14 protein-coding genes are annotated in these 24318 nt (G+C 47.4%); 5 read left to right on the top strand and 9 right to left on the bottom strand.

Annotated elements, in window-relative coordinates; genetic code table 11:
* Positions 1-352 precede the first annotated feature (352 nt).
* From ACDQ55_RS14950 to ACDQ55_RS14935, 4 genes are all read left to right on the top strand, one after another.
* Positions 353-1858, top strand: coding sequence for a ferritin-like domain-containing protein (locus ACDQ55_RS14950; protein WP_420982212.1), 1506 nt, complete (start codon positions 353-355; stop codon positions 1856-1858).
* A gap of 21 nt (positions 1859-1879) precedes the next feature.
* Entirely contained in the window at positions 1880-4144 is a 2265-nt protein-coding gene (locus tag ACDQ55_RS14945; protein WP_420982211.1) for a hypothetical protein, read from the top strand.
* A gap of 90 nt (positions 4145-4234) precedes the next feature.
* Positions 4235-5617, top strand: coding sequence for a radical SAM protein (locus ACDQ55_RS14940; protein WP_420982210.1), 1383 nt, complete (start codon positions 4235-4237; stop codon positions 5615-5617).
* On the top strand, positions 5577-7118 hold the full coding sequence (locus ACDQ55_RS14935) for an NAD(P)/FAD-dependent oxidoreductase (protein ID WP_420982209.1): 1542 nt from the start codon (positions 5577-5579) through the stop codon (positions 7116-7118). Before ACDQ55_RS14940 ends, ACDQ55_RS14935 begins: the two co-directional genes overlap by 41 nt.
* 91 nt (positions 7119-7209) lie before the next feature.
* Here the strand turns inward: ACDQ55_RS14935 and ACDQ55_RS14930 are convergent, their stop codons facing one another.
* The 7 genes from ACDQ55_RS14930 to ACDQ55_RS14900 form a co-directional block, all read right to left on the bottom strand.
* On the bottom strand, positions 7210-10026 hold the full coding sequence (locus ACDQ55_RS14930; RefSeq protein ID WP_420982208.1) for a M14 family metallopeptidase: 2817 nt from the start codon (positions 10024-10026) through the stop codon (positions 7210-7212).
* 37 nt (positions 10027-10063) lie between these two features.
* Positions 10064-12805, bottom strand: coding sequence for a M14 family metallopeptidase (locus tag ACDQ55_RS14925; protein ID WP_420982207.1), 2742 nt, complete (start codon positions 12803-12805; stop codon positions 10064-10066).
* A gap of 15 nt (positions 12806-12820) precedes the next feature.
* Positions 12821-13441 carry a hypothetical protein gene (locus ACDQ55_RS14920; RefSeq protein ID WP_420982206.1) on the bottom strand — a complete coding sequence of 207 codons (621 nt, stop codon included), beginning with the start codon at positions 13439-13441 and terminating at the stop codon, positions 12821-12823.
* Between the two features lie 31 nt (positions 13442-13472).
* Entirely contained in the window at positions 13473-15080 is a 1608-nt protein-coding gene (locus tag ACDQ55_RS14915) for a SusD/RagB family nutrient-binding outer membrane lipoprotein (protein WP_420982205.1), read from the bottom strand.
* A 19-nt stretch (positions 15081-15099) separates the two neighbouring features.
* The gene (locus tag ACDQ55_RS14910) at positions 15100-18669 is read right to left on the bottom strand and encodes a SusC/RagA family TonB-linked outer membrane protein (RefSeq protein ID WP_420982204.1); all 3570 of its coding nucleotides are present in this window, start codon (positions 18667-18669) and stop codon (positions 15100-15102) included.
* 210 nt (positions 18670-18879) lie between these two features.
* Complete coding sequence (locus ACDQ55_RS14905; RefSeq protein ID WP_420982203.1) at positions 18880-19803, bottom strand: FecR family protein; 924 nt, start codon at positions 19801-19803, stop codon at positions 18880-18882.
* Positions 19804-19966: 163 nt separating this feature from the next.
* Positions 19967-20551 (bottom strand): RNA polymerase sigma factor, encoded by a 585-nt coding sequence (locus ACDQ55_RS14900; protein WP_420982202.1) that lies wholly within the window; start codon positions 20549-20551, stop codon positions 19967-19969.
* Between the two features lie 171 nt (positions 20552-20722).
* Here ACDQ55_RS14900 and ACDQ55_RS14895 point away from each other — a divergent pair, with 171 nt between their 5' ends.
* A complete protein-coding gene (locus ACDQ55_RS14895) occupies positions 20723-21838 on the top strand; it encodes an acyl-CoA dehydrogenase (protein WP_420982201.1) in 1116 nt (371 codons plus the stop codon).
* Positions 21839-21894: 56 nt separating this feature from the next.
* Here ACDQ55_RS14895 and ACDQ55_RS14890 read toward each other — a convergent pair whose 3' ends face one another.
* Positions 21895-22287, bottom strand: coding sequence for an ORF6N domain-containing protein (locus ACDQ55_RS14890; RefSeq protein WP_420982200.1), 393 nt, complete (start codon positions 22285-22287; stop codon positions 21895-21897).
* Between the two features lie 834 nt (positions 22288-23121).
* A complete protein-coding gene (locus tag ACDQ55_RS14885) occupies positions 23122-24093 on the bottom strand; it encodes an aldo/keto reductase (protein ID WP_420982199.1) in 972 nt (323 codons plus the stop codon).
* Between the last annotated feature and the right edge of the window lie 225 nt (positions 24094-24318).

Raw genomic sequence — 24318 nt, 5'->3', positions numbered from 1 at the left:
CAATCGACTTCTCAATTTATTTTGGTTGAATAACGGGGTAGAAATTAAATATAATCTTGATAAGTACTTGTCAACGGATCTTAAACAATTGTAAACAGATCTTAAAAACACTGCAGCAATAAGACGATGGATAGCGGAAATACTTATTTTAGAAGCGAAACTTCTTGCTGTATTAACATAAATAATTTTGTCAGTTCATAAAAATGCGCTTACTTTATTTCTCCCGGTAACCATCAATATAAAATATCTCAAAATAATCTATAAAAATGTGTCCATGAATAACCCTTCATGTCCTTGATTGTCTGTTGTCTTTTTATTCCGTTTACTCATATAACCAAAACACTCAACAGTTATGCAAAGCAACTACCAACGCTTTCTTGGTCCTGTATTCAAAAGAGCCCGGCTACTGACTAGCCGGCTTGAAGCTACCCGGCGACAGATCAACATTGGAGGAAAGGAAGGAGTCCATACCTTTCTAAGCGAAGCTGCATTAACAGAACAGCCAGTCTCCATCCCTCCGGAATTTAACGCAAAAGACTATTTTACTTTCCTGCTGTATATCGACGCAGAAATTGAGCATGGGTTGATGCTGCAATACCTCTATGCCGCCTATAGCCTTGGCGGGCCACAGATACCTGAAACAGGCGACTTCCGCACACGGGTAAGAACCTGGCAGGAAACGATTTTAGGTATTGCCAAAGAAGAAATGGGACACTTTATCTCTGTACAGAACATCCTGAAATTAATTGGCGCACCTTTGCACTTCGACCGGCAGGATTATCCCTGGGATACACCTTTCTATCCTTTCCCTTTTAAGCTGGAACCACTTACGCTCGATTCCCTTGCTAAATACGTATATGCAGAAGCGCCACAAGAGTGGATCGACAGTGATGACCGGTGGGCAAAAGAAATTAAGCAAAAAGTAGAAGGCTCGGTACCTAACCCCCATACGGTAGGCGCTTTATTCGATGTATTGAAACAATTGGTGCAGGATACAGACCGGATCGGCGACGAAGTGTTTCAGGCAAACACCTATCCCTTCCAGGGCAAATTCGATGAATGGGGCCGTGGCTATCAGGGTGGCGCTAGGGGCAACACCCTGCACGGCAGTCCTACCGGTACCCCAGATGTACTGGTGATGCCGCTGGCCAGCCGCGACGATGCACAAAATGCCTTAGAGTCCATTGCAGAGCAGGGAGAAGATACCACCCAGGGAACAGAAAACCCTTCCCACTTTACCCGCTTCCTCCTGATATACCAGGATATGACCGATATGATAAATACGGCCGGCTCAGCATGGGCGCCCGCACGCAACGTTGCTGTTAATCCATATATAAAAGAAGGAGATGAAGACGGCGACAGTGATCCTTCAGGAGGACAAGTAGCCGGGAATGATGAGCGTGACGCTATTACAGACCCAAGAACTATTAACTGGGCGCATCTGTTCAATCTCCGTTACCGGCTGCTGCTGAATTTCCTGAACCATAGTTTTGTATTAGAAGAAGGTTTGAATACCGCCGGCGCTACTACCCCAAGAGGATTGATCATTAATTCCACTTTTGGTGAGATGTATAACCTGCGCAGCATTGCCGGTGTACTGGTACAACTGCCACTGGGCGATGGCTCCCAAAAAACGGCAGGCGCTCCTTTTCTGATTCCTTACACCCTGCAACTGCCTGTAGGTGAGCATAACAGATGGCGCACGCATGCCGATGTAATAGAAGCCTCTACTGCATTGATCACGCAAATGTTGAATGATCCGCAGGAAACTAACCAACAATATCTTAAGGGCTTACGGGAAGCTGATGCCCAATTAACAGATATCATCAATGAAATGCTACAGGTAAAAGCTTGCTAACACCTACTCAAAACAATCATTATGGCAACAACAATAAAAGAAATCCGTATACTGCCTCCCTTTGCAATATCCAGGTTGGGCTCCGCCACTACGCCAGTGGAAGCCTACGATCTGGAAATCAATGACGATCAGCCCCTGGGCTTCCGTAACATTGTACCCAAACCTACTTTTACTATTACCAGTGATGGCATAACCGCCACTACTCCTTCCAAAATAACCTTTAAAGAGGCCGCCAGCACCTCGGATACAAATGGTAAAATCCGCCCGGTAGCTCCCTTCCTGGAAGTATTTGCCATTACTTCCGATGCTCCTGATCAACTGGTACCACTCACTACCACCTTGCTGCAAAGCGCTGGCTTTCAACTGTCAGACATCACTTGGCTGATCAAACTGGGCAACAATAAAATACAGCGCAGAACGGGCGACAACAACGACAGCATCCAGGCTACCGTTACTATCAGCGGAGCAGACTATGCTTCCAAGCCTGTAAATGGTACCTGCCCTAACTTTGTAGACAACCAAAAAAAGCCGCTGCCCCTGGGTTCAGTGCAATTTATTAAGCCCAATGCCGAATATCCGGAGATACGTCTCCGTTACACACCGGCAGGCGGGAAAGTGTATGGCGCCTCCCTCAACAGCAAGAAGGCACCTGACCAAGATCCCACACCAGATCCTAATATTACAACAGATGCCCAGCTACTCTATAAACCGGATGGCCCCTGGACCAAATATTTTGAAGGACCGGATTTCGACCCGACTTATACTATGCCGGGTCAAATTTTCGCCGGATACTCCGACGACGACGGCAACCAATACAGCTGGGGCTATCTCGATGATGAATGCGATGGTATTGTGCAGGTAAACCTTGGCGACCTTGTGGCGATGGCGCATATCTGTGCCGGCCCTCCAGCTTTTGCACCAGATGTATTGCCCATCCGCGCTATCTCCGACGAACTGGAACAAATTATCTTGGGCATAGAAAGAAATGACGATGTTCCCATTGCCGAAGTAGAAGAAATTGTACGCCGTGCTTTTGAGTCTATTACACTCATGAACACCTCCGTGATGAACGGCAACCCTATCAATGGCAGATGGAACGTTGCCAGCACCATGGCCCGGCAGGATACCAACGACTTTGGCCGCCTGTTTGAGCCGATTATGGCCAGCTCTATTGTAGACAACCTGGCACTGCGTAGCCTGCACGAAAGAGTGTTCAATGGCCTGAGCACCGGCATGGCAGCCTGGTTTGCGGATGCCCTGCGCCACCCGGATAAGATAGGTGATCTTTCCAATGAAGAAAGACGTAAAATGCCCGGCCTGATGCGTGGCGCCGATGGCCGCGCCCTTACCCTCACCCGGCGTATGATCAATACCGTGATCAAGGCAGCTGAAGCAGCCATTATCAACGATACCCTAAAAGCTGAGCAACAACCCACCTCGGTCCCGGCAAACGATCTGGTAGCCCAGGTCAACTACCGCGGAGATGGCAACCCTTATTCAGTATTGCCCAGAGCGGCCATCTCTAATTGCTTCCCTGGCCTGGAATCTGATTTCCGGAATATATGGCGCAATTTCTTCGTAGGCCTTGTCCTTAGCGAAAACGATAACTATGTGTTGGATGATAAGTCGGGCCATGGGCTCAAGGGGCACCGCCTTGTAGCCATCACAGTAGGCACTACCAACTCTTTTACGATGGTAATGGGAGAAGGCCCCGTATTCCCCGGCGGCGCTAGCGTTCCTCTCATTACGGCAGATAACCCGCAAGGCGCTGCATTCATGGAATGGTCTAATCTGCTGGCCCTGTTCAACTTAAAAAGCGGGCAAAGCGCTTCCCTGACATTTACCGCCGCACCAGCAAAATTACCGGTATTGGTAACGGCAGAGCAAATAAAGGATCATCCGGAAGACTTTGTCACCTATAATTTCATCGTAGAACAGATCTTCATCGGTAATTCAGCGCAGATCACGCAAAACTTGCTGTCACCCGGCGATCTTACCCAAGGCCTTTGCGCCCCCTGGCAGAACGATTACCGGGAATGTGCCTGCTATTATTGGGCTGCTACCCGTCCGGACTACGTAAACGTAGAACCTTGCGAAAATGGCCTCAGTAAAGGAGATATGTGGCTTGCCAAAAAACGTACCGGTAAATACATACCCGATAACCGCCTGGACACACGGCTGTTCTCTTACAATGACTTGTTCCAAAACTGGGAAGGCGAGCTTAACTTCATTGTTAATGGACGCGATGCACTCACCAGCGATGATCCTGAACCAGATTGCAAGTAGTATTTAGTGGCCAGCCACTAAATAACAGCTCACTACTACTTTTATCATCAGCCACCAGCGGCAAGCCGCTGGTGGCTAAAAGCCATTTCGATGTCCTCCACAGCTTCACCTGTTCATCAACACCCGCTGTCTGTAATAGCAGCCCAACTCACCTCGCAGATCACCCAACAATCCTTGCCTGGCTCCACGCAGGTACATATCATTCCTTCTACCGGCACAGACCAGTTATTAGTAAGTAACGGCAGCCGCTTGCACCGGATCTCCCCAGCTATCCGGCAACGGTTCGAAACGCTGATTGCCGCAAAAGATGAAGCAGCGATCACCCGTGAATTAACCGCCATGGGCCTAGATACAACGCCACTGATAGATGACACCCCTCTGCAAGATCCTGGGCTGTATGCCATCTCGCTGGCCATCGCACAGAAATGTAACATGGGCTGCACCTATTGCTATGCAGATCAGGGCGACTTTGGCGGACCCGCCAAAAATATGCATCTGGACACCGCTAAGCAATCGATCGATCTGCTGCTGAAAGAAGCCAAAGCCGGCAGCAAGGTACAGGTTACCTTCCTCGGCGGAGAGCCACTGATCAACCGGAAAGCCCTGCGGGAAGCCACCGCTTATGCAGCAACAACCGGCGCTCAAAAACAAGTGCAGGTGAACTTTTCTGTAACCACTAATGGTACTTTGCTAAAGCCGGAAGACGCCAGCTTCTTCGAAGAATACGGCTTTGCCGTAACCATCAGCCTGGACGGCATCGGCGCACAGCACGATCAGCAAAGGCCCATGAAAGATGGCACGGGCACCTATGCACGCATCATCGAAAAGATACAGCCTTTGCTGGCAGCGCAACGGCGGATGCAAGTATCCGCCAGGGTAACGGTAACGCCTGCACAGCATAACCTGGAAGAAACATTACTGGAATTTATCCGTATGGGTTTTCATAGCGTAGGGTTTTCCCCGTTATTACGTTCCTCCAATGGAAAAGATGAAATGACCCCAGACGACCTGGCCGTTATGCTGCAAGGCATGATTTCCTGCGGCCTGCTCTTTGAACAACATGTAATGCAGGGCAAACGTTTTCCTTTCCTGAATATGATCAACGCCCTGAAAGAAATAGCCAAAGGCACGCACCGCCCCTACCCTTGCGGCGCCGGCGCCGGCTACATGGGCGTTTCAGCAGACGGAGACTTGTTTGCCTGCCACCGTTTTGTGAACGAAGCTGCCGGTAGTATGGGCAATATCTATGAAGGCCCCAACGCAACATTACAAAACAACTGGCTACAAAACAGGCATGTACACCAACAAACACCCTGTAATAGCTGCTGGGCCAAGTATTTATGCGGTGGCGGATGCCATCACGAAGTACTGGAAAAAGGCCGCACTGCCTGCGACTACATACGTGGATGGCTACACTATACCATGCAGGCGCATGAACGTATCAGCCGCCTGGCGCCAGACTGGTACCGTTAATCTTTTATACTGCCATTATCTTATCACTGCATACATGCATAGTTACGACGTTGTTATTATCGGAGCCGGCCCGGCAGGCAGCTGCGCCGCATTACGCTTACTCTCACTGGGCTACCGTGTGGCACTGGTGGAAAGTGAACTTTTTCCGCGGCCGCAAATAGGAGAATCCCTTTCTCCAGGCATCCATAATATTTTCGACTACCTGGGCGCCGCGCAACTGCTGCAGGAAGACCACTGCCTGCAACAATTACCTGCCCAGGTGATCTGGGAATCTACCACTCCGCTGATACAAACAGCGAACATGCGCGGCAACAACGCCATGGTAAATCGTGGCTTACTCGACAAAGGCCTACTCGACCTGGCTATCACCAAAGGGCTCACCGTATTTCAACCGGCCCGGTATGAACGCAGCGATTGGGATGGCGATACCTGGCAAGTATATATCCGGCAGGCAGCCTGCCAACTCTCCATTTCAGCCTCCTTTCTGCTCGACGCCCGGGGACGGCGCGGACAGCATCATCAACAACGTCTGCTCACTGCGCCACCAATGGTAGGGATATGGGCGTATACCCATGCCCGTAATATGCCGGCTGCTACCTGTGTAGAAGCGACTGAAAATGGCTGGCTATGGGGCTCCCCAATGCATGATGGCCGCTATCGCATTATTGCTTTTACCAGCCCCCAGCACCTCAAAGCACAGCCACTTGCCCAAGTATACCACCAGATGCTGAAAAAAGCGCAGTTATTCCACCCGGCCGTACATCAAGGTCCACTCTCCTACTTGCAGAGTTGCAAAATACTGTCATACGCCCATCAACAACCCTGGCTGCACCGGCGGCTGCAATTAGGCGAAGCCGCTTTTGCTATCGACCCACTATCGTCTACCGGCGTAGAAAAAGCTATGCGCTTTTCCTTGCAGGCCGCGATTGCCGTCAACACCATTCTGAAAAACGGCAGCGAGCAAATGGCCCAACAATTCTATGAAGAGCGCATGACGGAATCAATTGTAAACCATACACAATGGACTTCCCAATATTACGCACAAGCATGGCCCGGCCCGGCCCATTCCTTCTGGCAGGAACGTTCACAGGTAGTACTACCACCCACCCTACCTGCTTTACCCTTTGCCCAACGGCTATACAAGGCATTACAACAAACGCCCCATCCGCGGCAACCACCTCCCGAAAAAAACATCCCTATCCAACAGGAGCTGGAAAGGCTCTGGCATGGACAGGTACAGGTATCTGCAGCACTCACTTATATACAAGTACCTTGCGTAGTAGATGATCTTCTTGAGATAAAAACAGCGATACTCCACCCTAACCTCCAAAGGGAAATTGCGTTCCTGGAAACTGCAGAAATATTCCCGTTGCTGCGTATGGCCCACCAGGCACAAACCTTTGGCGGTTTACTACAACAATGGAGTAAAGTAATCCCTCTTGCCACCGCCGCTAAAATAGGAGTATTCCTGTGGAACAAACAGATACTTTGTGAACAATAGCAAAAGCGGTTTACCTTATTTTACCTGAATAAAAGCGGGTGTATCAAAAGTCTGATACACCCGCTTTCATGATCTGCAGTTTATCCATTCATCAATCTTTCTTCCTGATCAGTTGCACATCTTTACCCACCATTCCGTACAAATCATTAAACAATAATTTGAAAGTGCCAAGCGACTGCCCACGGAAGGTGATCTCGGGACCAAAAGCATAGAGCATACCTGCTCCTACTGGTGCAGAAAAAGCGGCCACACCATCTTTCAGGTAAGCCTGCCCCCAGGCCCAACCGCTATGCAATGGCTTGTCGGTAGTAAACCAGGCAATAGGTTTTACCCCCTTTACAATAGCGTCTGCATCCAGTTTAAATACAGGACTATTATCAAAGTTAACATCCACTAATGACGGAAGCCCCCAGGCAGCCGGGTGGGTACTATCGAAGGTAGCCTGCAGGATGCTGCCGGGCACAAAGTATTTGGTGCCGGGCAACGGTTTTTCTTTGCCAGCCTTGTCTGTTTCCACCAGCGCGTTATGCACAGGTAACCCCAGGTGATAAGCCAGATTGGTACTCGAACCAATGGTGATCACAGTGCCACCTTCCTCCAGGAACTGTTTAATTGCCGGAATGGATTTTTCTTTAGTGATCTTGCCCAGGTAATGCCGGTAATTAGCCGGGATTTCTTCCGGTTGTGGGTCTTTGAACATATATCCATTACGGTTATTATCTCCTCCAACAGCCGGTATGGCACGGGTAGCGAATATAATTGCATCATACTTTTTACGGAGATGACCAGTATCTATATCCTGCGGATAAATGACTTCAAAAGGGAAATGGTATTGCTCCATGATCCAGCGCATCCAGCCGGAAGGCATAGATCCTCCGTAAGTATCCCAAAGGGCTATACGCATAGGCATTACACTCACTGTAGCTAATGGGCGTTTATGGATGCCCGTAGCTTTTAACCCCAATGTGACAGCCGATTGTTCCAAAATTTGTTTCGCTTTAGCGCTTGCCGGCACATAGAAAGCACCCACTATTGCCTGCTCATTACCGGGAACAGGTTGCGACAAACGGTATACTTTTACGCCCGCTTTCATCAGGTCGTTCACAGCAATGAACGCGTTATTTTCACGGGGGCTCAGTAAATAGCCGGCATTGCCAGCCGTAACAGTTGCTTTAGGCGGCAGCTGCAACTCGCCATAGGGCAATTTTTCAAAAGGCCCGTCAAAACCGTCGAGCACACGATCAAACTGGATACCCATCTGAAAGGCTAATGTCCAGCCGGCCGCATCATAAGGGCGAACAGGCGGGCCGCCCGGATATTGGAAATCGTTGGGATGATCTTGCGGCTCAAACATATCCAATACATGCGGACGGAAAGCTTGATTTGTTTTCACGATATAAGAACTTGCCGGATACTGTTTGCCCCCTACAGAAAAAGCCGCAGTCGCCTGTTGAACTTGTATGCCTGCTTTAATTAAGGCATTGATAAATTTCACGGCAGTAGCAAAATCCGGTTGATCCGCCGATAGCACGTAGCCACGGGGATCACGCGTATCCGGGTTTTTATATACTGCCTCATAATATTTCATGGGGATATTGTTGCCCCGTGTCATCCAACCATAAGGATCACCATCATCTTTCTTGTCTTCACTATCGGCATTGCCTTGGTCTTTTTTGTAAGCAGCGGTAATGGCTTCCGCCCCCTTAGGTGATAATGTCCAGGAATCCTGGTTTCCTCTTTCTATCGCGTTCCTGCCCATCTTATAAATATTGAACAATACCTCATCCCTTTGACGGGCTGCATAATCAAGCACGGCGTAATTCAACGATACGGAATAGTCGATCGAAGTCCGGAAATGCCACTCGTTCTGAGGCTTCACCGGGTTGGGTGTAGCTCCATTAGGAATAAGACGCTGCGGCACCACCGGTATTTTTTCCGGCGTAGGATTACCAATAATTTCAGTTAGGATTCCAATCATATTATGGAACTGGGTAGTGGTACGTAAGCCGCCATTATACCAGGTAGAAAAACTGGAACCATTCAAACGGGTGTATCCTGGTTTATCTTCTGCATTCAAGCGGTTGTACATCGCAGCACCCAGGGCGTCAATACCAGTAATCATCAGCGGATCAAAGAAAAAATTAAAAGGATCCCTGTAGGGAGGACCTGCCAGCACTGAACCTTCAGGCCCTCTCTGATGATGGTTGTACATGATCTGTGGCATCCATTCAAGGAATAGTTGCTTGCCCATGTTCATACTCTCCTTCATATTCATGATATAGAAGTCGCGGTTATTATCATGGCCTATGTATTTCTGGTATAATACGGGTAATTTGTCTATCGACCTTTTCAAAGGATCAGTTTCCCTCATGTACCAGTTAGCCACCAGTTCTTGTCCATCAGGATTAGCATGCGTCATCAGAATAATTACGTTATTGAGTATACGTAATGTTTCCGGATCTTTTCTGCTCACCAATTGCCAGGCGGTTTCAATCAACTGGTGGGAACCTACTACTTCCGAAGCATGCAAACCGCCATCGATCCATACGATGGCTTTTCCTTCCGCAGCCAGGGATTTGGCCTGATCGATAGTCAAACTTTCCGCTCTGGCCAACTGTTGGGAAATCTTTTTATATTTTTCCAATTGATGGATATTTTCCGGAGAAGAGACGATCAGCATATACTGGTTCCGCCCTTCTTCCGTAAGGCCAATATCTACCAGCTTCACCCGGTCTGAAGCCGCTAACTTTTTGAAGTAGGCAGCTGTTTGAGTATAGTTGGCTAACTGGTAATCATCTCCTATGTTAAACCCAAAATGTTCTTTAGGTGCAGGAATAGTTTGTGCCAATGCAGTAGTGGTGCAAAACCAGCCTATCGCTGTGATAGTGATCAATAGCTTTCTTTTCATACAGTATTTTGGTTGAATTATTTACCGCTGATATATCTTATAATGATTGATACAATTGATTAAACAGTAATTTGAAAGTACTGTGTGACTGCCCTCTGAAAGTGATTTCCGGGCCGAAAGCATATAGCCGGCCTTTACCCACGGGCGCTACAAAAGCGGCGATGCTTCCTTTAAGATATTGTTGTCCCCAGGCCCAACCACTGTGCAGGGGCTTCTCATCAGAAAACCACAATATTTTTTTAATGCCGGCTGCATCTGCTCCATTTCCCAATTTAAATACCGGGCTGCGCTCAAAATAAACATCGTTCCTCGCAGGCATTCCAAAAGTAGCGGCCAACGTGGTATCGATATCCGCCAGGAGCAAACTGCCAGGAATATAATACTTGTTACCACTAAGCGGCTTATTCTTTTCCATCAACGCATTTTGTACGGGTAACTGCAGATGATAGGCCAGGTTGGTGCTAGTGCCGATAGTAACAATCTGACCTCCCGCTGCCAGAAAAGCTTTCAGCTGAGGAATGGAAGTATCTGCGGTGATCTTACCCAACCAGGAACGGTAGGCCATGGGTAACTCTTCAGGCTTAGGAGGCCTGCTGTCACCACGGGCTAATTTAGGTTTACCGGTATCCGGGATAGCGCCGGTAGCGAAGATGATCATATCATATTTACTGCGCAGCTTTCCGGAATCGATAGCCTGTGTATAAATAAATTCATAGGGAAAATGGTATTGTTCCATCAACCAACTGATCCACCCTGCAGGAATAGACCCGCCATAGTTGTTCCAGATAGCGATACGCATAGGCTGTAACGCGATTAGTCCGGCAGGACGCCGGTCACTCATGCTAACGGGTACACCCAATTCAGCTGCATCCTTATCTAATATACTTTTTGCCTTAGTAGAAGCAGGTATATAGAAGGCGCCGGCACCTTTCACGCCTACGGGTAAACGAAATACCTTTACACCAGCTTTCAGCAGATCGTTCACGGCAATGAAGGCATTGTTAATGCGGGCATCTATCAGATATCCCGATTTCGCTGCTGCCACCTTATAGGGAGGGGGCGACTGTAACTGGCCATAGGGGAGCTTTTCAAAAGGCCCGTCGAAATCGTTCAACAAGCGAACGAATTGTACGCCCATCTGGAAAGCCAATGTCCAACCGGCTGCATCGTAAGGACGGATAGGAGGACCACCTTCATACTGGAAATCGTTCGGATGATCTTGCGGCTCAAACATGTCCATTACATGCGGACGGAACGCCTGTGCTGTTTTCACGATATAAGAACCCACGGGATATTGCTTTCCTCCAATACTAAATGCAGCAGTAGCCCGCTGCACCTGTATTCCCGCGTAGATCAGGGCATTAATAAACTTCACTGCCGTAGGAAAATCAGGTTGATCTGCTGGCAAAATATACCCACGGGCATCACGCAGCTGGGGGGCATTCAGTACGGCAGCATAATATTTAGCCGGGATCGTGTCTTCCCTGCCAAAAGAAAACTCGCCACCGCCTTCTGCTGTTTTAGTACTATCTGTTTTTTTATTATGCTGATATACTGTTTTAATGGAATCGATATAACGGGGATAGAAAGTCCAGTTATCCCTGCTGCCACGGGTAATAGCGTTGCTGCCCATCCGGTAAATATTATACAACAGGTCGCTACGGTACCTGGCAGCATAATCAAGTACCGCATAATTGAGTGATACCGAATAATCGATGGATTGCCGGAAGTACCACCACTGGGGCGTTACCGGGTTAGGCGTGGCCCCGTTTGGAATAAGCCGTTCTGGTACCAAAGGCACCAATTCAGGCGTAGGCCCTCCGATAATTTCAGTTAACAAGCCTACCATATTATGAAAATAAGGCGCCGTGCGTAAGCCACCGTTCCACCAGGTAGAGAACTGGGAACCGGCACGTTGGGTGAAGCCAGGCTTTCCTTCTACGTTGAGGCGGTTATTCATGGCCGCGCCCACCGCGTCTATACTAGTCACGATCAGCGGGTCAAACACGTAGTTGAAGGGATCGCGGTAGGGAGGCCCTGCCAGTACAGCACCTGCGGGACCGCGCTGGTGGTGGTTGTACATAATCTGCGGTATCCATTCCACAAACAATTGCCGGCTGATGTTCTGACTTTCCTTCATATTCATCATATAAAAGTCCCGGTTATTATCGTGCCCTACATATTTTTCGTATAGCCGTGGTATATTCATCGCCCGTTTCAGGGTATCCGGCTCGCGCATATACCAGTCAGACACCAGTTCCTGCCCGTCGGGGTTGGCATGCGCCAACAGGATAATATCATTGTCTAGTATGCGCATAGTTTCCGGGTCATTACGACTTACCAGCTGCCACATCGTTTCTATCAGCTGATGGGCGCCCACTACCTCAGTTGCATGCAGGCCTCCATCAATCCATACCACCGATTTCCCTTCAGCAGCCAAGCTACGGGCTTGCTGATCCGTTAGCCCTTCTGCATGCGCCAGTTGCTGAGCGATAGTTCTATAGCGGTCTAGTTGTTTGATATTCTCCGGAGAGGAAACGATGAGCATATACTGATGCCTGCCTTCTTCTGTGAGGCCAATGTCTACTAACTTTGCACGCGGGGAAGCGGCGAGTTGCTGAAAATAAGCGGCTGTTTGTGTATAGTTGGCCAGTTTATAATCATCCCCCATATTAAAGCCAAAATGGGCTTTAGGAGAAGGGATATCCTGTGCCTGGGCTGCCATGCCCATTTGCAGGGCAACGGCAGCTGCCGTCAGGTATGGTATGATTCGCTTCATGTATGTATATTAGTTTTACTGTTTCTTAAACCGCACGCCTACACGACAATCGCCAGGTTCTCCCCTGGCTTCATCGCAGATGTTATTGAAAAAAGTCACTACCCTGCGCCCGTCTCCCAGGTTCAGGATAAACTTAAACAGGAAATAATCGTTCACCGCCACCTCGGATAAGTTGACGTGGTTCATGTTAGCTAAATCCGCTGCTGTAAAGGAATAGGCTTTTGGAAAAGTAGCAACTGTTTCATACAAATGATCATTAACGCCTACAATACTGGGCAACGGGAACTGTGCAATATTGGGATATTGATTTCCCGGAGCAGAGATCACTAACGGATATGCGGGTACGCTGACTTCCGCTTTGTTGTAGCTGGCATATACTTCAATGGACTTTACCGTTTCTTTCCCAAAGCCTTCCCAATTGAGGGTAAAGGCAAATTCCTGCGCCGCCACATCCGGATCTTTCAGATTAAAGAATGCTACCTTGCCCGCCTGCCTGGTAGGCAGGGCGGTTTTGGTGGTATCTATCGTTATGATCGGTACAGCCGTATAGGTATAATGTTCCCATTCATACTTTACCTTTTTACAGGATAACGCTATCGTTGAAATAAGCAGTATGGCAATTATTAAGTGCTTCATAAATATAATTTTAGTCCTGCAATTTTTATACTTATTTATCCCAGAACACCGGAGTAGTTTGCTGGGCAACCTGTATCCGACTGGCGTTATCTCCCAAACTGGTATTGGCAGTGAGCTCTGTTTCAGAATAATAAAGCCGGAGAGGGAAAGTGTTCAAGGGCGACAAAGGCGCCCGCAGCACAGGCAGCCCGGTTCTCCGGTAATCGGTATAAGCCTCCATGCCGTTGCCGTATTGGGCAATGTATTTCTGCGTCATTACCAGCTCCAGTTTACCGGCATCATTGGCCACATCAAATTTTACCAGCTGTTTATCGGCAAAATCATTGATCAGGGAAACCGGCAGGGAAACGCCCCCATTGGCGGCGGCATAAGCGCTTACGCTATTGAGGTGGGCAACAATGCCGTCGCGGAATGCCGCCCGGGCATCATCACCGGTATTCAATGTAAGCGCTGCCTCTGCACGAGCAAATTTTATCATCGCATTTGTGATAAAAGGCATGATACCAGCACCGGTGCCGTCTGTGGGACCTACTACTTTAAGGACACCGGTAGCGCCGTTATTGGTTAGAAATTGGTTAGCTGCAGGCAGGTTATTGATTGGTGCATTGTCGTACAGCCCTCCTGCCGGATAAATGCCAAAGGTGGAACGCCGGTTCAAATCGGCCGGGGCTGCAGTGCCATCACCAGGATTCCGGCCATAATAGCCATTGCTGTTGGAAGAGTTGTTTAATCCTGCAGTGGCATTCTGCCGGAAAATATAATACCGCAGCCGTGGATCATCATTGTTAAATAATAGATCGATGAGCGACTGGCTCATATAAAACGTTTTGCTGCCCTGGTACTCTGCACGGTGCCAGGGATGACGGTTATTGGGATTCTGTCCCGGACCGAAACGGAAAGTGAAGTCGTTGGCATTAGCATTACTATTGCCGCCGATCAATCCTACCGGATCCTGTAACAAAGCTTTGATCGCTGTTGCAGAACGGGCCGGATCTACCAACCGGAGTTGGTTATATAGTTTTAACTTCAGCGAATTGGCCATCATTAGCCAGGCACTCTTGCTTCCGCTGTAGATCAGGTCGGAAGATGCCGGCACTAACGTGGCGGCAGTCACTTTACCTGCATTCGCAATGCCAACATCAATCAGTTTTAGCAAGTCTTCATAAATATCACCGCCTTTATCGAAGGCCGGGCTCACATTTTCCTGCCCTTGCTGGGTTTGATAATAGGGAATATCTCCCCACATATCTACCATAATGCTAACCAGGTAGGCCTTTTCCAGTTGGGCAACAGCCACATAACCCCATTGCTCCTGGGCCTTGCCGGCGCTAATCACTGCTTCCAGGTCGTTGAGCGTTTGAGTATAAAATCCATCCCATGAATCGTTAAAACTGGTGCCTTGTTGCTGCAAGCGGCTAAGGCCGGATGAAAATACCGTGTATTGCATAAAGGTAGCCGTACCACTGTTGAGCTGGTACATATTAGCTGCCATCGATATCTCTGTAGAAGGCAGCAACAACGATAACTGGGCCGTGGTAGGGTTATTCGGATCTGTATTGATATCTACAAACTTCTTGCAACCGGTAACTGACAGCAATACTATTAACCCTAATGTATATACGAAATATTTAAATACCATGATACTATCAGGTTTAAGGTCAGAAAGAACATTTCAGGTTTAGGCCAAACCGCCGGGTTGTAGGCACTGCCAGGTTGTCGTAGCCCTGGGAATTACCTACTCCCAGGGAGCTCACTTCCGGATCAAAATGCGTGTATTGGGGGAAGTTGGGAGCTTTGTACCATAAATTACGGCCGCTCAGGGAAAGGAAGGCCGACCCAAAGGGCGACTTCCCTAAGAAGCTTTTAGGTATTTCGTAGCCCAGGGAAATTTCGCGGAGGCGGAATACCGTTGCATCAAACACCGCTCCTTCATTGATACCACCATTACCGGGCCCCATGCTGCCGCTGAAAAAATGGTCTTCCCAAGACAAGGCAACATTATTAGGGATCTTATTACCTTTATCATCGTGCAGGGCTGTTTGTGTATTGATATCACCCAACACGCCGGGAGATACAATCATGAACTCCCGGTTTTCCATATCGCGCGTAACGCCCCTGGAAAGCATTTCTGCTACTGTACGGGAATATAGCTGCCCACCTTGCTTCCAATCGAACAACACACTAAGCGAGAAATTTTTATACTGAAAAGTGTTAGTGATGCCCATCATAAAATCCGGGTTGGGATTGCCAATTGCTCTCAGTGCGCCGGAAATCAATGGTTTGCCGGTATTAGGATCAATGAGCACCTCTCCGTCTTCGTCGCGGGCATAGGCGGTACCTTGTATAAGACCATAAGGCTGGCCTACAATATGCACACTGCTGGTACCATTAGCGCCTCCATAACTGAAACGCTCGTATCCACCCAGATTTACAATCATGTTCCGGTTGCGCGTAAAGTTAGCGGAGATGTCCCAGTTAAAGCCATTAGTGATTTGTATCGGCGTCAGGTTCAAGCCTATTTCCACGCCTTTATTTGTGGCTTCTCCCAGGTTCAGGATTTGCGAAGTATAACCGGAAGAAGGGGCCGCCGTTACCTGGAAAATCTGCGAAGTACTCTTCTTATTGTACCAGGTAAAGTCAACGCCTATACGATTATGAAAAAACTGCAAGGCTGTACCTAACTCCAGTTCTGTGATGAATTCTGGCTTCAGGCTGGCGTTGGTAAGCAGGTCTGCCTGCGTTACCACATTGTATACGATGCCTCCTGGTGGAGTAAAAGGTAGTCCTACATTGGCCGGCGAGCCAGTAGCCCCCAACACCGGGTTTATCTGGTAGAAGTTTTGGGTCTGATAGGGAGAAGCTTCGTTACCTACCCGGGTATATCCTGCCCTAACCTTACCCAAGTTCAGGACATTCCCAGATAACTTTAGCGCTTCTGTAAATACGAAAGAACCATTGATCCCGCCATAAAAGTAACTGCGGTTGTTGGCAGGCAAAGTAGAAGATACATCATTGCGCCCTACGAGGTTCAAGGAAGCAAAGTTTCTATAATCGAATGTAACATCAGTAAAAAAAGCATAATAGCGCTGCTTCAGGATATTACGGTTATTAGTGAGCTGTATGGGAGTTACAGAGCTGGTATTGTTCATGTCTGCCAGGTCTGCCACGATGATATTGTCGCCATAAAAAGCTTTACGGTCTGTTAAGCGCTGATTTACGTTATTACCCAGAATAACGCGGAGGGAAACATCCGGCAACAGCCGCCTTGTGGCGGTCAGCAACAGGGTATTATCCAGCTCCTGCCGGTAAATATTATCAGCAGTGATACTGCCATTGGGGTAAGACGAACTGCCTTTGCCCCTCACGTTAAGACGCCGGTCGGTATAGGCATTAAAACCAATGGTGTTCTGTACATTGAGCCATGGCAGAGGATCAAAACCCAATACCAGGTTACCATAATACCGGTCTACCGCACTGGTGGAAGGACTGTGCTTTACGGACCAATAAGGATTATCAACTCCCGTATAATCATATACGTTACTACCATCTATAGGATTCTCATAAGGATAATGGGTCAGGTCATAGCTGGTAGGTACATACATCAGCGTCGACATAATCGATCCTGTTGTTCCCCCAACGGGTGGCGTTTTCTGCCGGGTAATCACATAATTGATAGATCCGCTGGCGTAAAATTTATTATCCAGTTTAATGTTGCCACCTACGTTTACGGAAGTACGGTCTATTTCATTACCAGGTACTACGCCTTTATTTTGGGTATTGGAGAAACCGGCGTTAAAATTACCTTTCTCACTGCCGGAAGAGATAGTGATCGCATTTTCGTATACGCTTCCCTGGCGGAAGAAGTTCTTTGCATTCTCTTTTGCGTACGACTTGTAGGGTACCAGTATAGGCGTTACTCCATCGGCCTCATAGAACTGCGGGAACACCGCGGAACTGAATTGCCTGGTGAGCTGGTGGGGAATAGTACTGCGGGAAGGCAGCATGCTTTTCACCCCTTCGAATGGTTGCCCCCAAGAGGCGTATACCCCTTGCCGGTAGTCGTTATTGGTACCCTGGCCGTATTTGGTTTGATATTCCGGCAAACCAGATACTTCCTCTATGGAATAACCGGTATTATAGGTAATTTCGGTGCCTTTGCGGCTTTTCTTTTTACCTGCTTTAGTAGTAATGATAATAGCACCATTGGCCGCCCGGGAGCCATATAAAGCAGCGGCAGCGGCGCCCTTCAGTACAGTCATGGTTTGTATGTTGTTAGGATCCAGGTCAAAAGCACGGTTGGTAACACCCACGCTCCCTACTGTAGCCGCACCCACATTAGCAAAGCTGGAATTATCAAAAGGCACACCATCTACCACAAATAAGGGTTGATTATTGCCATTAAGCGAGGAATTACCACGGATGGTAATGTTGGTACCACCTCCGGCCACACCGCCCGCCGATTGTATATTTACGCCAGCTACCTTGCCAGTAAGGGCCCTTACCGGGTCTGGCTCCGACTTCTGGGCTAACTTATCTGAGTTAACGCTACTCACAGCATAACCCAGGCTGTTCTTTTGCCGGGCTATTCCAGCTGCTGTTACCACTATATCCTGCAATTGTTTCACCGCAGCTTTTAACCGGATAATACCAGCATCAGCCGCTTTCACCTCCACTACACTATAACCAACAGCAGTAACCACCAGGATAGCCCCTTCTTTTACGCTTAAAGTGAAAGCGCCATCCGGCCCAGAAGTAATGCCATTAGCCGTACCTTTTTCTACAATGGTAGCACCGGGAAAAGGCTCATTGGTTTCATTCAATACCTTACCTTTTACCACTATATCGCCGGGTGGTGTAGTGGTAGCTTCAGCAACAGTTACCGGATTTTCTTTGAGGATGATATAACCATCGTTCACCACGAAGCCTATATCCAGGCGGCCTAACACCCTGTCCAACACTTTACCCAACGCTTCCTGATTAGCGCTGGCGGTTACTTTGCGATTAAGCGCAATACGGCTGGAACTGTATACGAACTTCACTTCCGTTTCGCTGTGCAATTTGTTCAGCAAGCCTTTCAGGCTCATATCTTCTGCCTGCAGCGACACTTTCTTATCAAGAATGCCTTGCGAGTAGCCGTTGCCGATATATGCTATACTGAACAATAATACGCCCGATGTAGCCTTCCTGCATTTGGAGAGGAAAGCACTTGTTTTTAAATTTATGAGCATAGACCTTGTACTTTGTTAGGTGGCTGATAAAATTTGACAAAGAAATCCCCTATCCGCGCTGTTACGCGGTCAGATAAAATAGGGTCACCATGACATGAGCTGGTGGGGCTGTTACCCTACCCCCGCTTTTTAAGAGGCCTGGTGTTGATAGTTGGTCATGCTCATTTGTGTGCTACGTGTTGCGATAGTGGTTGATAATAGGTTCATTTTTCACTTTTTTTGTGTGAGTAAAATAGTTTTTCCTTTGATCTCAAAATCCAGGTTGAGGACCTGGCAGATCATTTCCATCGTATATTGTAAAGACTGGCCGGTAAGATCCGCAGTAATCAGGTTATTATTAATCTCTGTATCCTGCAATTGAATATCTACATCAAATTTTTTTTCTATTCTCCCTATCACGGTTTGCATAGCAGCATCGTTAAAGCTCATGTTATATTCCGTGTCCTTCATGATTTCACTCATGCTGGTATCCTCCCTTTTTTGTGGGGTGAGTGCAGCGGTACCGGGCGTATATACTGCCTGCTGATCCGGATAAAGAATAAGGCGCGGCCGCTGCGGCGTACTAAGTGCAATTTTTCCGGTAAGCACTACTACCTGTGTTTCCGTGTTGGTATGCCTGATATTGAAACTGGTTCCCAATACGGTGGTAGTAAGATGGCCACATTTTACCAGGAAAGGGCGCGCCTCTTCTTGGGCTATTTCAAACAGGGCCTCTCCCTCCAGGATTACCTCCCTGCTCCCCACTCCAAAAGCGGCGGGATAGATAAGGGTACTGTTGCCTTTTAACCATACAATAGAGCCATCTGAAAGAATTTGTTTTTTCGTTTTACCGGCAGGGGTATGCCACGATACCAACCGGTGGGGCGCTGCCAGGTCCAGCAGAAAGTTGCGTTCCAATACGCCGGCTACCACCAGGCAGGCTATGCAGGCTGCTGCTTTCCAGTTACGCAGCATTGATTTTACCAGGGCGCTTCGCCTGCTTTCACGGATACGGGCCTGCAACCGTTGGTAGCCTTCCTTTCTGGCTATCTCCTTTTCTTCTTCCGGCAGTGCCTCGAATACGCCATCTGTACCCGCAACATCTAACCACTGTTCCAGTTTTGCGGTATTCGCTGTATCCAACGTGCCACTCAAATATTGATCAATTAGTTTTTTTAGTTCCTGGTTGTTCATCCCTTTGGCAGACTTACTATTTAATCCGGAATAAATAACATCTTCTAAAAGGTAGTATATTAAGTGCGCTGAAACACCTACGTCTTTTTATATTTTTTTTTAAAGATGGAAAAGCTGGTGTTCACTACATTATTTCAGATGCCCATATCTGTGGTAAAATCAACGCAATACACCAATAATGATGCAGTACCATTCTGAGTTGCCGTAATGCTTTGGTAAGGTGGTTTTCTACTGTTTTGTGGGAGATATTGAGGATCTTGGCAATATCAGTCACAGAAAGGTGTTCATGGCGGCTCATGCGAAATACCTGGCGGCATTTTTCCGGGAGGCGGGCCATCTCTTTCTCCATCGCATTTTTAAGATCTGTGGCAGCAATATTTTCTTCGTTGGAATTATCCGCCTGCTCCTCCGGATGATGGGCAATGTGGCTGATATAAGCCTTACGGATACGGTCTGATTTGATATAATTAAACAGTTGGTACTTTACCGCTGCAAATAAATAAGCTGAGAGGGAGTGGGTTAACTGCAAAGTGGCCCTTTTAGCCCAGAGGGAAAAAAATACTTCCTGTATAATTTCCTCTGCTATTTCTTTGCTTTGGCATCTGTTGTAAACGTATCCGTAAAGACGGGGCCAATAAGTATGATAAATTACCTCATAAGCACTCATATCACCTTCCTTCAACAAGGCAAACAGGCGCGCGTCATCCAATAAATTATATTTTTTTACAATATTCAATATTTTTCTTCATTCAGCTGTTATAATCATAAACTAACAAAAAATAAATCATATTTCATAGTAAATAAATTCAAAATAACAGGAGTAAGCGACCAAAAATCACACAATTAGGTTTATAGTTATATTTGCTGCGATAATCATGCAATGAAAGAACACATTACACACCTGATTGAAACATATGCACCGCTTTCGGAAAACAGGAAAATGTTGCACCCGGCTTTACTGGAGCTAGCCTATGAAGAAGGATGGTTTAAGCTTTTTGTTCCAGTAGCCTATGGAGGTCCGGGCAAATTGCTACCGGAGATATTACGGCTGGAAGAATCACTAGCGGCTTTGGATGGCAGCCTGGCCTGGACAGTAACGCTCTGCAGCGGCGCCGGATGGTTTGCCGGGTTTCTGGACCCAACACTGGCCCAAACCCTTTTTTCCGACAGGAAAGTTTGCTTTGCCGGTAGCGGCGAAGTAGGCGGCATAGCCGTAAAACACTCAAACGGCTATACGATCAGCGGAACCTGGCGATATGCCAGTGGCGCTATGCATGCCACCGTATTCACTGCTAACTGCCAACTGCAACATCCCAACGGCACCAGTATACTAGACAGCAACGGAGCTCCGCAAGTGCTTTCTTTTATCTTAAAAAAAGAAGAAGTAACTATTATACCGGGCTGGTCGTACTTCGGGCTGATTGCTACCGGCAGCCATGCTTTTGAAGCCAAAGCAGTACAAGTACCACTGAACAGGGAATTTAAGATCAATGAACATATACAGGTAAACAGTCCTGGCTTTAATTACCCATTTCTCCAACTGGCAGAAACCACACTGGCCGTGAACAGTGCCGGCATGGCCGCACATTTCATCCGCCTGGCGGCAATAGCGTTCCGCGAACGCACTGGCAGAAAAAGCTATACCTCCCGGCAAGTAGACTTCTTTGATCATACCCTCGCCGAAAATGAACATGCCTTGCAAACCAGGCGAACCATTTTCTACGAGACCTTTGATCAATCCTGGCAAACTTTACTTAACAGCGGACATATCCCGGAAGAACAACTTACCGCAGTGAGTGATGCAAGCAGAAAACTGGCCCACACTTCCCGTAAAGCCGCCGATGCTTTATTTCCCTATTGCGGCCTGGAAGCAGCCCGGTCGGAAACAACCATCAACCGGGTATGGAGAGATCTTCACACTGCCAGCCAGCACTCACTGCTTACGTTTGAGGTTAATGCGTCTCCTCCAGCACCAGACCCGATGCACGTTTCCTGATCACTTCCTCGTCGATGACATTTTTTTCAAAGACCTGCCCACTTACTGCTTACCACCTATCTTTCCCCTTCATCATGTCGCGTAAAACCGATCATATTACGCGGCTCCTGCGGTGGACTTAGTAATTCCTTTAGGTATTCAAAGATCAGTTGTATATCTGCATCCTGGCCACTGGACTTCTTTTCCAGTTGTTCCAGTTTCAATAAAATATCTTTATGTGCAGACAGCATTTCCCGCATCTTCACAAAGATTTCAATAATACGGATGCTTACCTGTATGGCCCTTTCACTACGCAATACATTTGCCAGTATTAACACGCCATGTTCTGTAAAAACATAGGTAAAATAGCCACCAAGGTGCTTTTTGGATGGTATCGCATTTTGCGATACCATGCCTTCCACCTCATCCTCTAACAACTGGAACATAAAGTTTTCAGGGAACCTGTCCATACAGCTTCTTGTAAGCCATCCAATACATTCTATTCATATGCCTCTGTAGAACTTACCTATTTATGCCATGCCAGATACTGTACCTTTCATTACTCCTTCCGGTAAAAATTATTTTCTCACTTGATGCAGGTAATCCATTAATTCATACACTTGGAAGCTCTCTAACGTCATATTCCTGGGCCCAGTTCTTCGTTTGGCATGTATTATGAGCTTACCTTCTCTTAACGGTAAATCAGATCCTCTACTTCCTCCACACGCAAGCCCTGATATACCAGCAGACTTAATATCACCCTGTTGTGTCTTCTGGATAAATATTCATTTCCTGCGGTGGTAGCAGCTTTCCGGATTCAGCAGCAGTGCTGCATGGTGACGCTTTATGGGCTTACACGCAAGAAGAAAGGGTTGTCACAAGCGGATCTGGGGTGCATGATTGGAACTCCCGACGATATGATCATTTACCCTTAACTTCATTGATATGACACTAAAGAGATTTTAAAGTAAAGAAGGCATATAATTTATAAAACGGAAAATCCACAGACAATGCCTGCGGATTTCCGCTTCTAAAGGGGGAGCCTACAACTATCTAAAAAAGCACATATTCGTTAAACAGAAGTCCTACAAAAATACCTGTAGGACTTCTGTTTAACTATATAGCTAAATCAGTGTCTCATTTTAAGTGGCAACCAGATAATTGATAAGGATAATATGACATTCAGGTCTTAATCATACGAGTACTTAAACGATAACACCCCTGCCGGTGAACCACGGCAGGGGTGTTAGTATCCATCTTCAATTTATCATATTTGCCATCGTAATGGCAATCATTTCATTGCTTTATTGCGACCAACCAGTCGGCTGCCTGTCCCAACGGTGTTGTTTCAGCTTTTGCAATAGCGCTTCGGGCAAGCCCTTACCATCGCTAGCCGACATATTTGCGTTCACATTTTTCAGTTTACGCATACCCGGAATAGTAGTGGCAATATCCGGATTACTAAGAATAAACCGCAATGCCATTTCTGGCATCGACATACCTTCGGGCAATAAAGGTTTCAGTGCATCGGCATGCTCCACGCTGGAAATTAGATTTTCAGGCACGAAGTAAGAAGCGCGCCAGTCGTTAGCGGGGAAAGTAGTTTCTTTTGTGAAAGTACCTGTTAAAGTACCTTCATCGAAAGGTACCCTGGCAATTACACCGATATTTAACTCTTTGCACAAAGGCAGCAGATGATCTTCCGGCGCCTGGTCAAAAATATTATAGATCACCTGTACGCCGTCTATTAAACCTGTTTTCAGGGTTTCCAGGCAATTATCTGGCTCCCAACGGTTTACGCTCACGCCCCAGGCCCTTACCTTTCCTTGTTGTTGTAATTTTGTAGCAGCTTCTTTCCATTCATCCAAACCAGCCCAGCTATCTTCCCATACATGGAATTGTTGCAGGTCGATGGTTTCCACGCCGAGATTCTTCAAGCTCTTTTCTGTATACGCTATAATATAGTCCGCCGGAAACACATCCTGGATGTTATACTCTGGCTTAGACGGCCATTTACGGTTCTTAGGCGGTATCTTGGTGGCCACGTACAAACGCTTACCAGCATGCCGGCGGATGGTTTTGTTCAAGATCTCTTCACTTAAACCATCACCATAAGCCCAGGCAGTATCAAAAAAATTACAGCCCAGTTCTATAGCATGGTCCAATGCCTGGTTTACCTCCTGCTCTTCCGAGCCTGTCCAGCCAGCCATGCCCCACATGCCATAACCTACTTCACTGATCTGCCAGCCGGTTCTTCCAAATTTCCTGTATTCCATAATAATTAAATTTATGTAGGTAACTTAAATGCTGCTAAATATACAACATCCACTCACATCGTTGCATATTCTTTACAACAAAGAAAGTAATATGTACTTACCGTATTATTATACACAGTACCGGAAATGCAAAGCCTGCCAGAAAAAAAGCTTATTCTCCCTGAAAACGGGGGACAATTAGATATATGCTGAATACAACAAGCGCTGGTGGCCTATTTCCCCCAA

It is taken from the genome of Chitinophaga sp. 30R24 (assembly GCF_049056765.1).
Taxonomy (GTDB): domain Bacteria; phylum Bacteroidota; class Bacteroidia; order Chitinophagales; family Chitinophagaceae; genus Chitinophaga.
Note: the sequence above shows the minus strand (reverse complement) of the source record. Positions and strands in the feature narration are given on the sequence as shown.

Excerpts from the sequence above, each read along its gene's own strand:
- ACDQ55_RS14950 (WP_420982212.1), top strand. The coding sequence starts at position 353 with ATGCAAAGCAACTACCAACGCTTTCTTGGTCCTGTATTCAAAAGAGCC.
- ACDQ55_RS14945 (WP_420982211.1), top strand. The coding sequence starts at position 1,880 with ATGGCAACAACAATAAAAGAAATCCGTATACTGCCTCCCTTTGCAATA.
- ACDQ55_RS14940 (WP_420982210.1), top strand. The coding sequence starts at position 4,235 with ATGTCCTCCACAGCTTCACCTGTTCATCAACACCCGCTGTCTGTAATA.
- ACDQ55_RS14935 (WP_420982209.1), top strand. The coding sequence starts at position 5,577 with ATGAACGTATCAGCCGCCTGGCGCCAGACTGGTACCGTTAATCTTTTA.
- ACDQ55_RS14930 (WP_420982208.1), bottom strand. The coding sequence starts at position 10,026 with ATGAAAAGAAAGCTATTGATCACTATCACAGCGATAGGCTGGTTTTGC.
- ACDQ55_RS14925 (WP_420982207.1), bottom strand. The coding sequence starts at position 12,805 with ATGAAGCGAATCATACCATACCTGACGGCAGCTGCCGTTGCCCTGCAA.
- ACDQ55_RS14920 (WP_420982206.1), bottom strand. The coding sequence starts at position 13,441 with ATGAAGCACTTAATAATTGCCATACTGCTTATTTCAACGATAGCGTTA.
- ACDQ55_RS14915 (WP_420982205.1), bottom strand. The coding sequence starts at position 15,080 with ATGGTATTTAAATATTTCGTATATACATTAGGGTTAATAGTATTGCTG.
- ACDQ55_RS14910 (WP_420982204.1), bottom strand. The coding sequence starts at position 18,669 with ATGCTCATAAATTTAAAAACAAGTGCTTTCCTCTCCAAATGCAGGAAG.
- ACDQ55_RS14895 (WP_420982201.1), top strand. The coding sequence starts at position 20,723 with ATGAAAGAACACATTACACACCTGATTGAAACATATGCACCGCTTTCG.
- ACDQ55_RS14890 (WP_420982200.1), bottom strand. The coding sequence starts at position 22,287 with ATGGACAGGTTCCCTGAAAACTTTATGTTCCAGTTGTTAGAGGATGAG.
- ACDQ55_RS14885 (WP_420982199.1), bottom strand. The coding sequence starts at position 24,093 with ATGGAATACAGGAAATTTGGAAGAACCGGCTGGCAGATCAGTGAAGTA.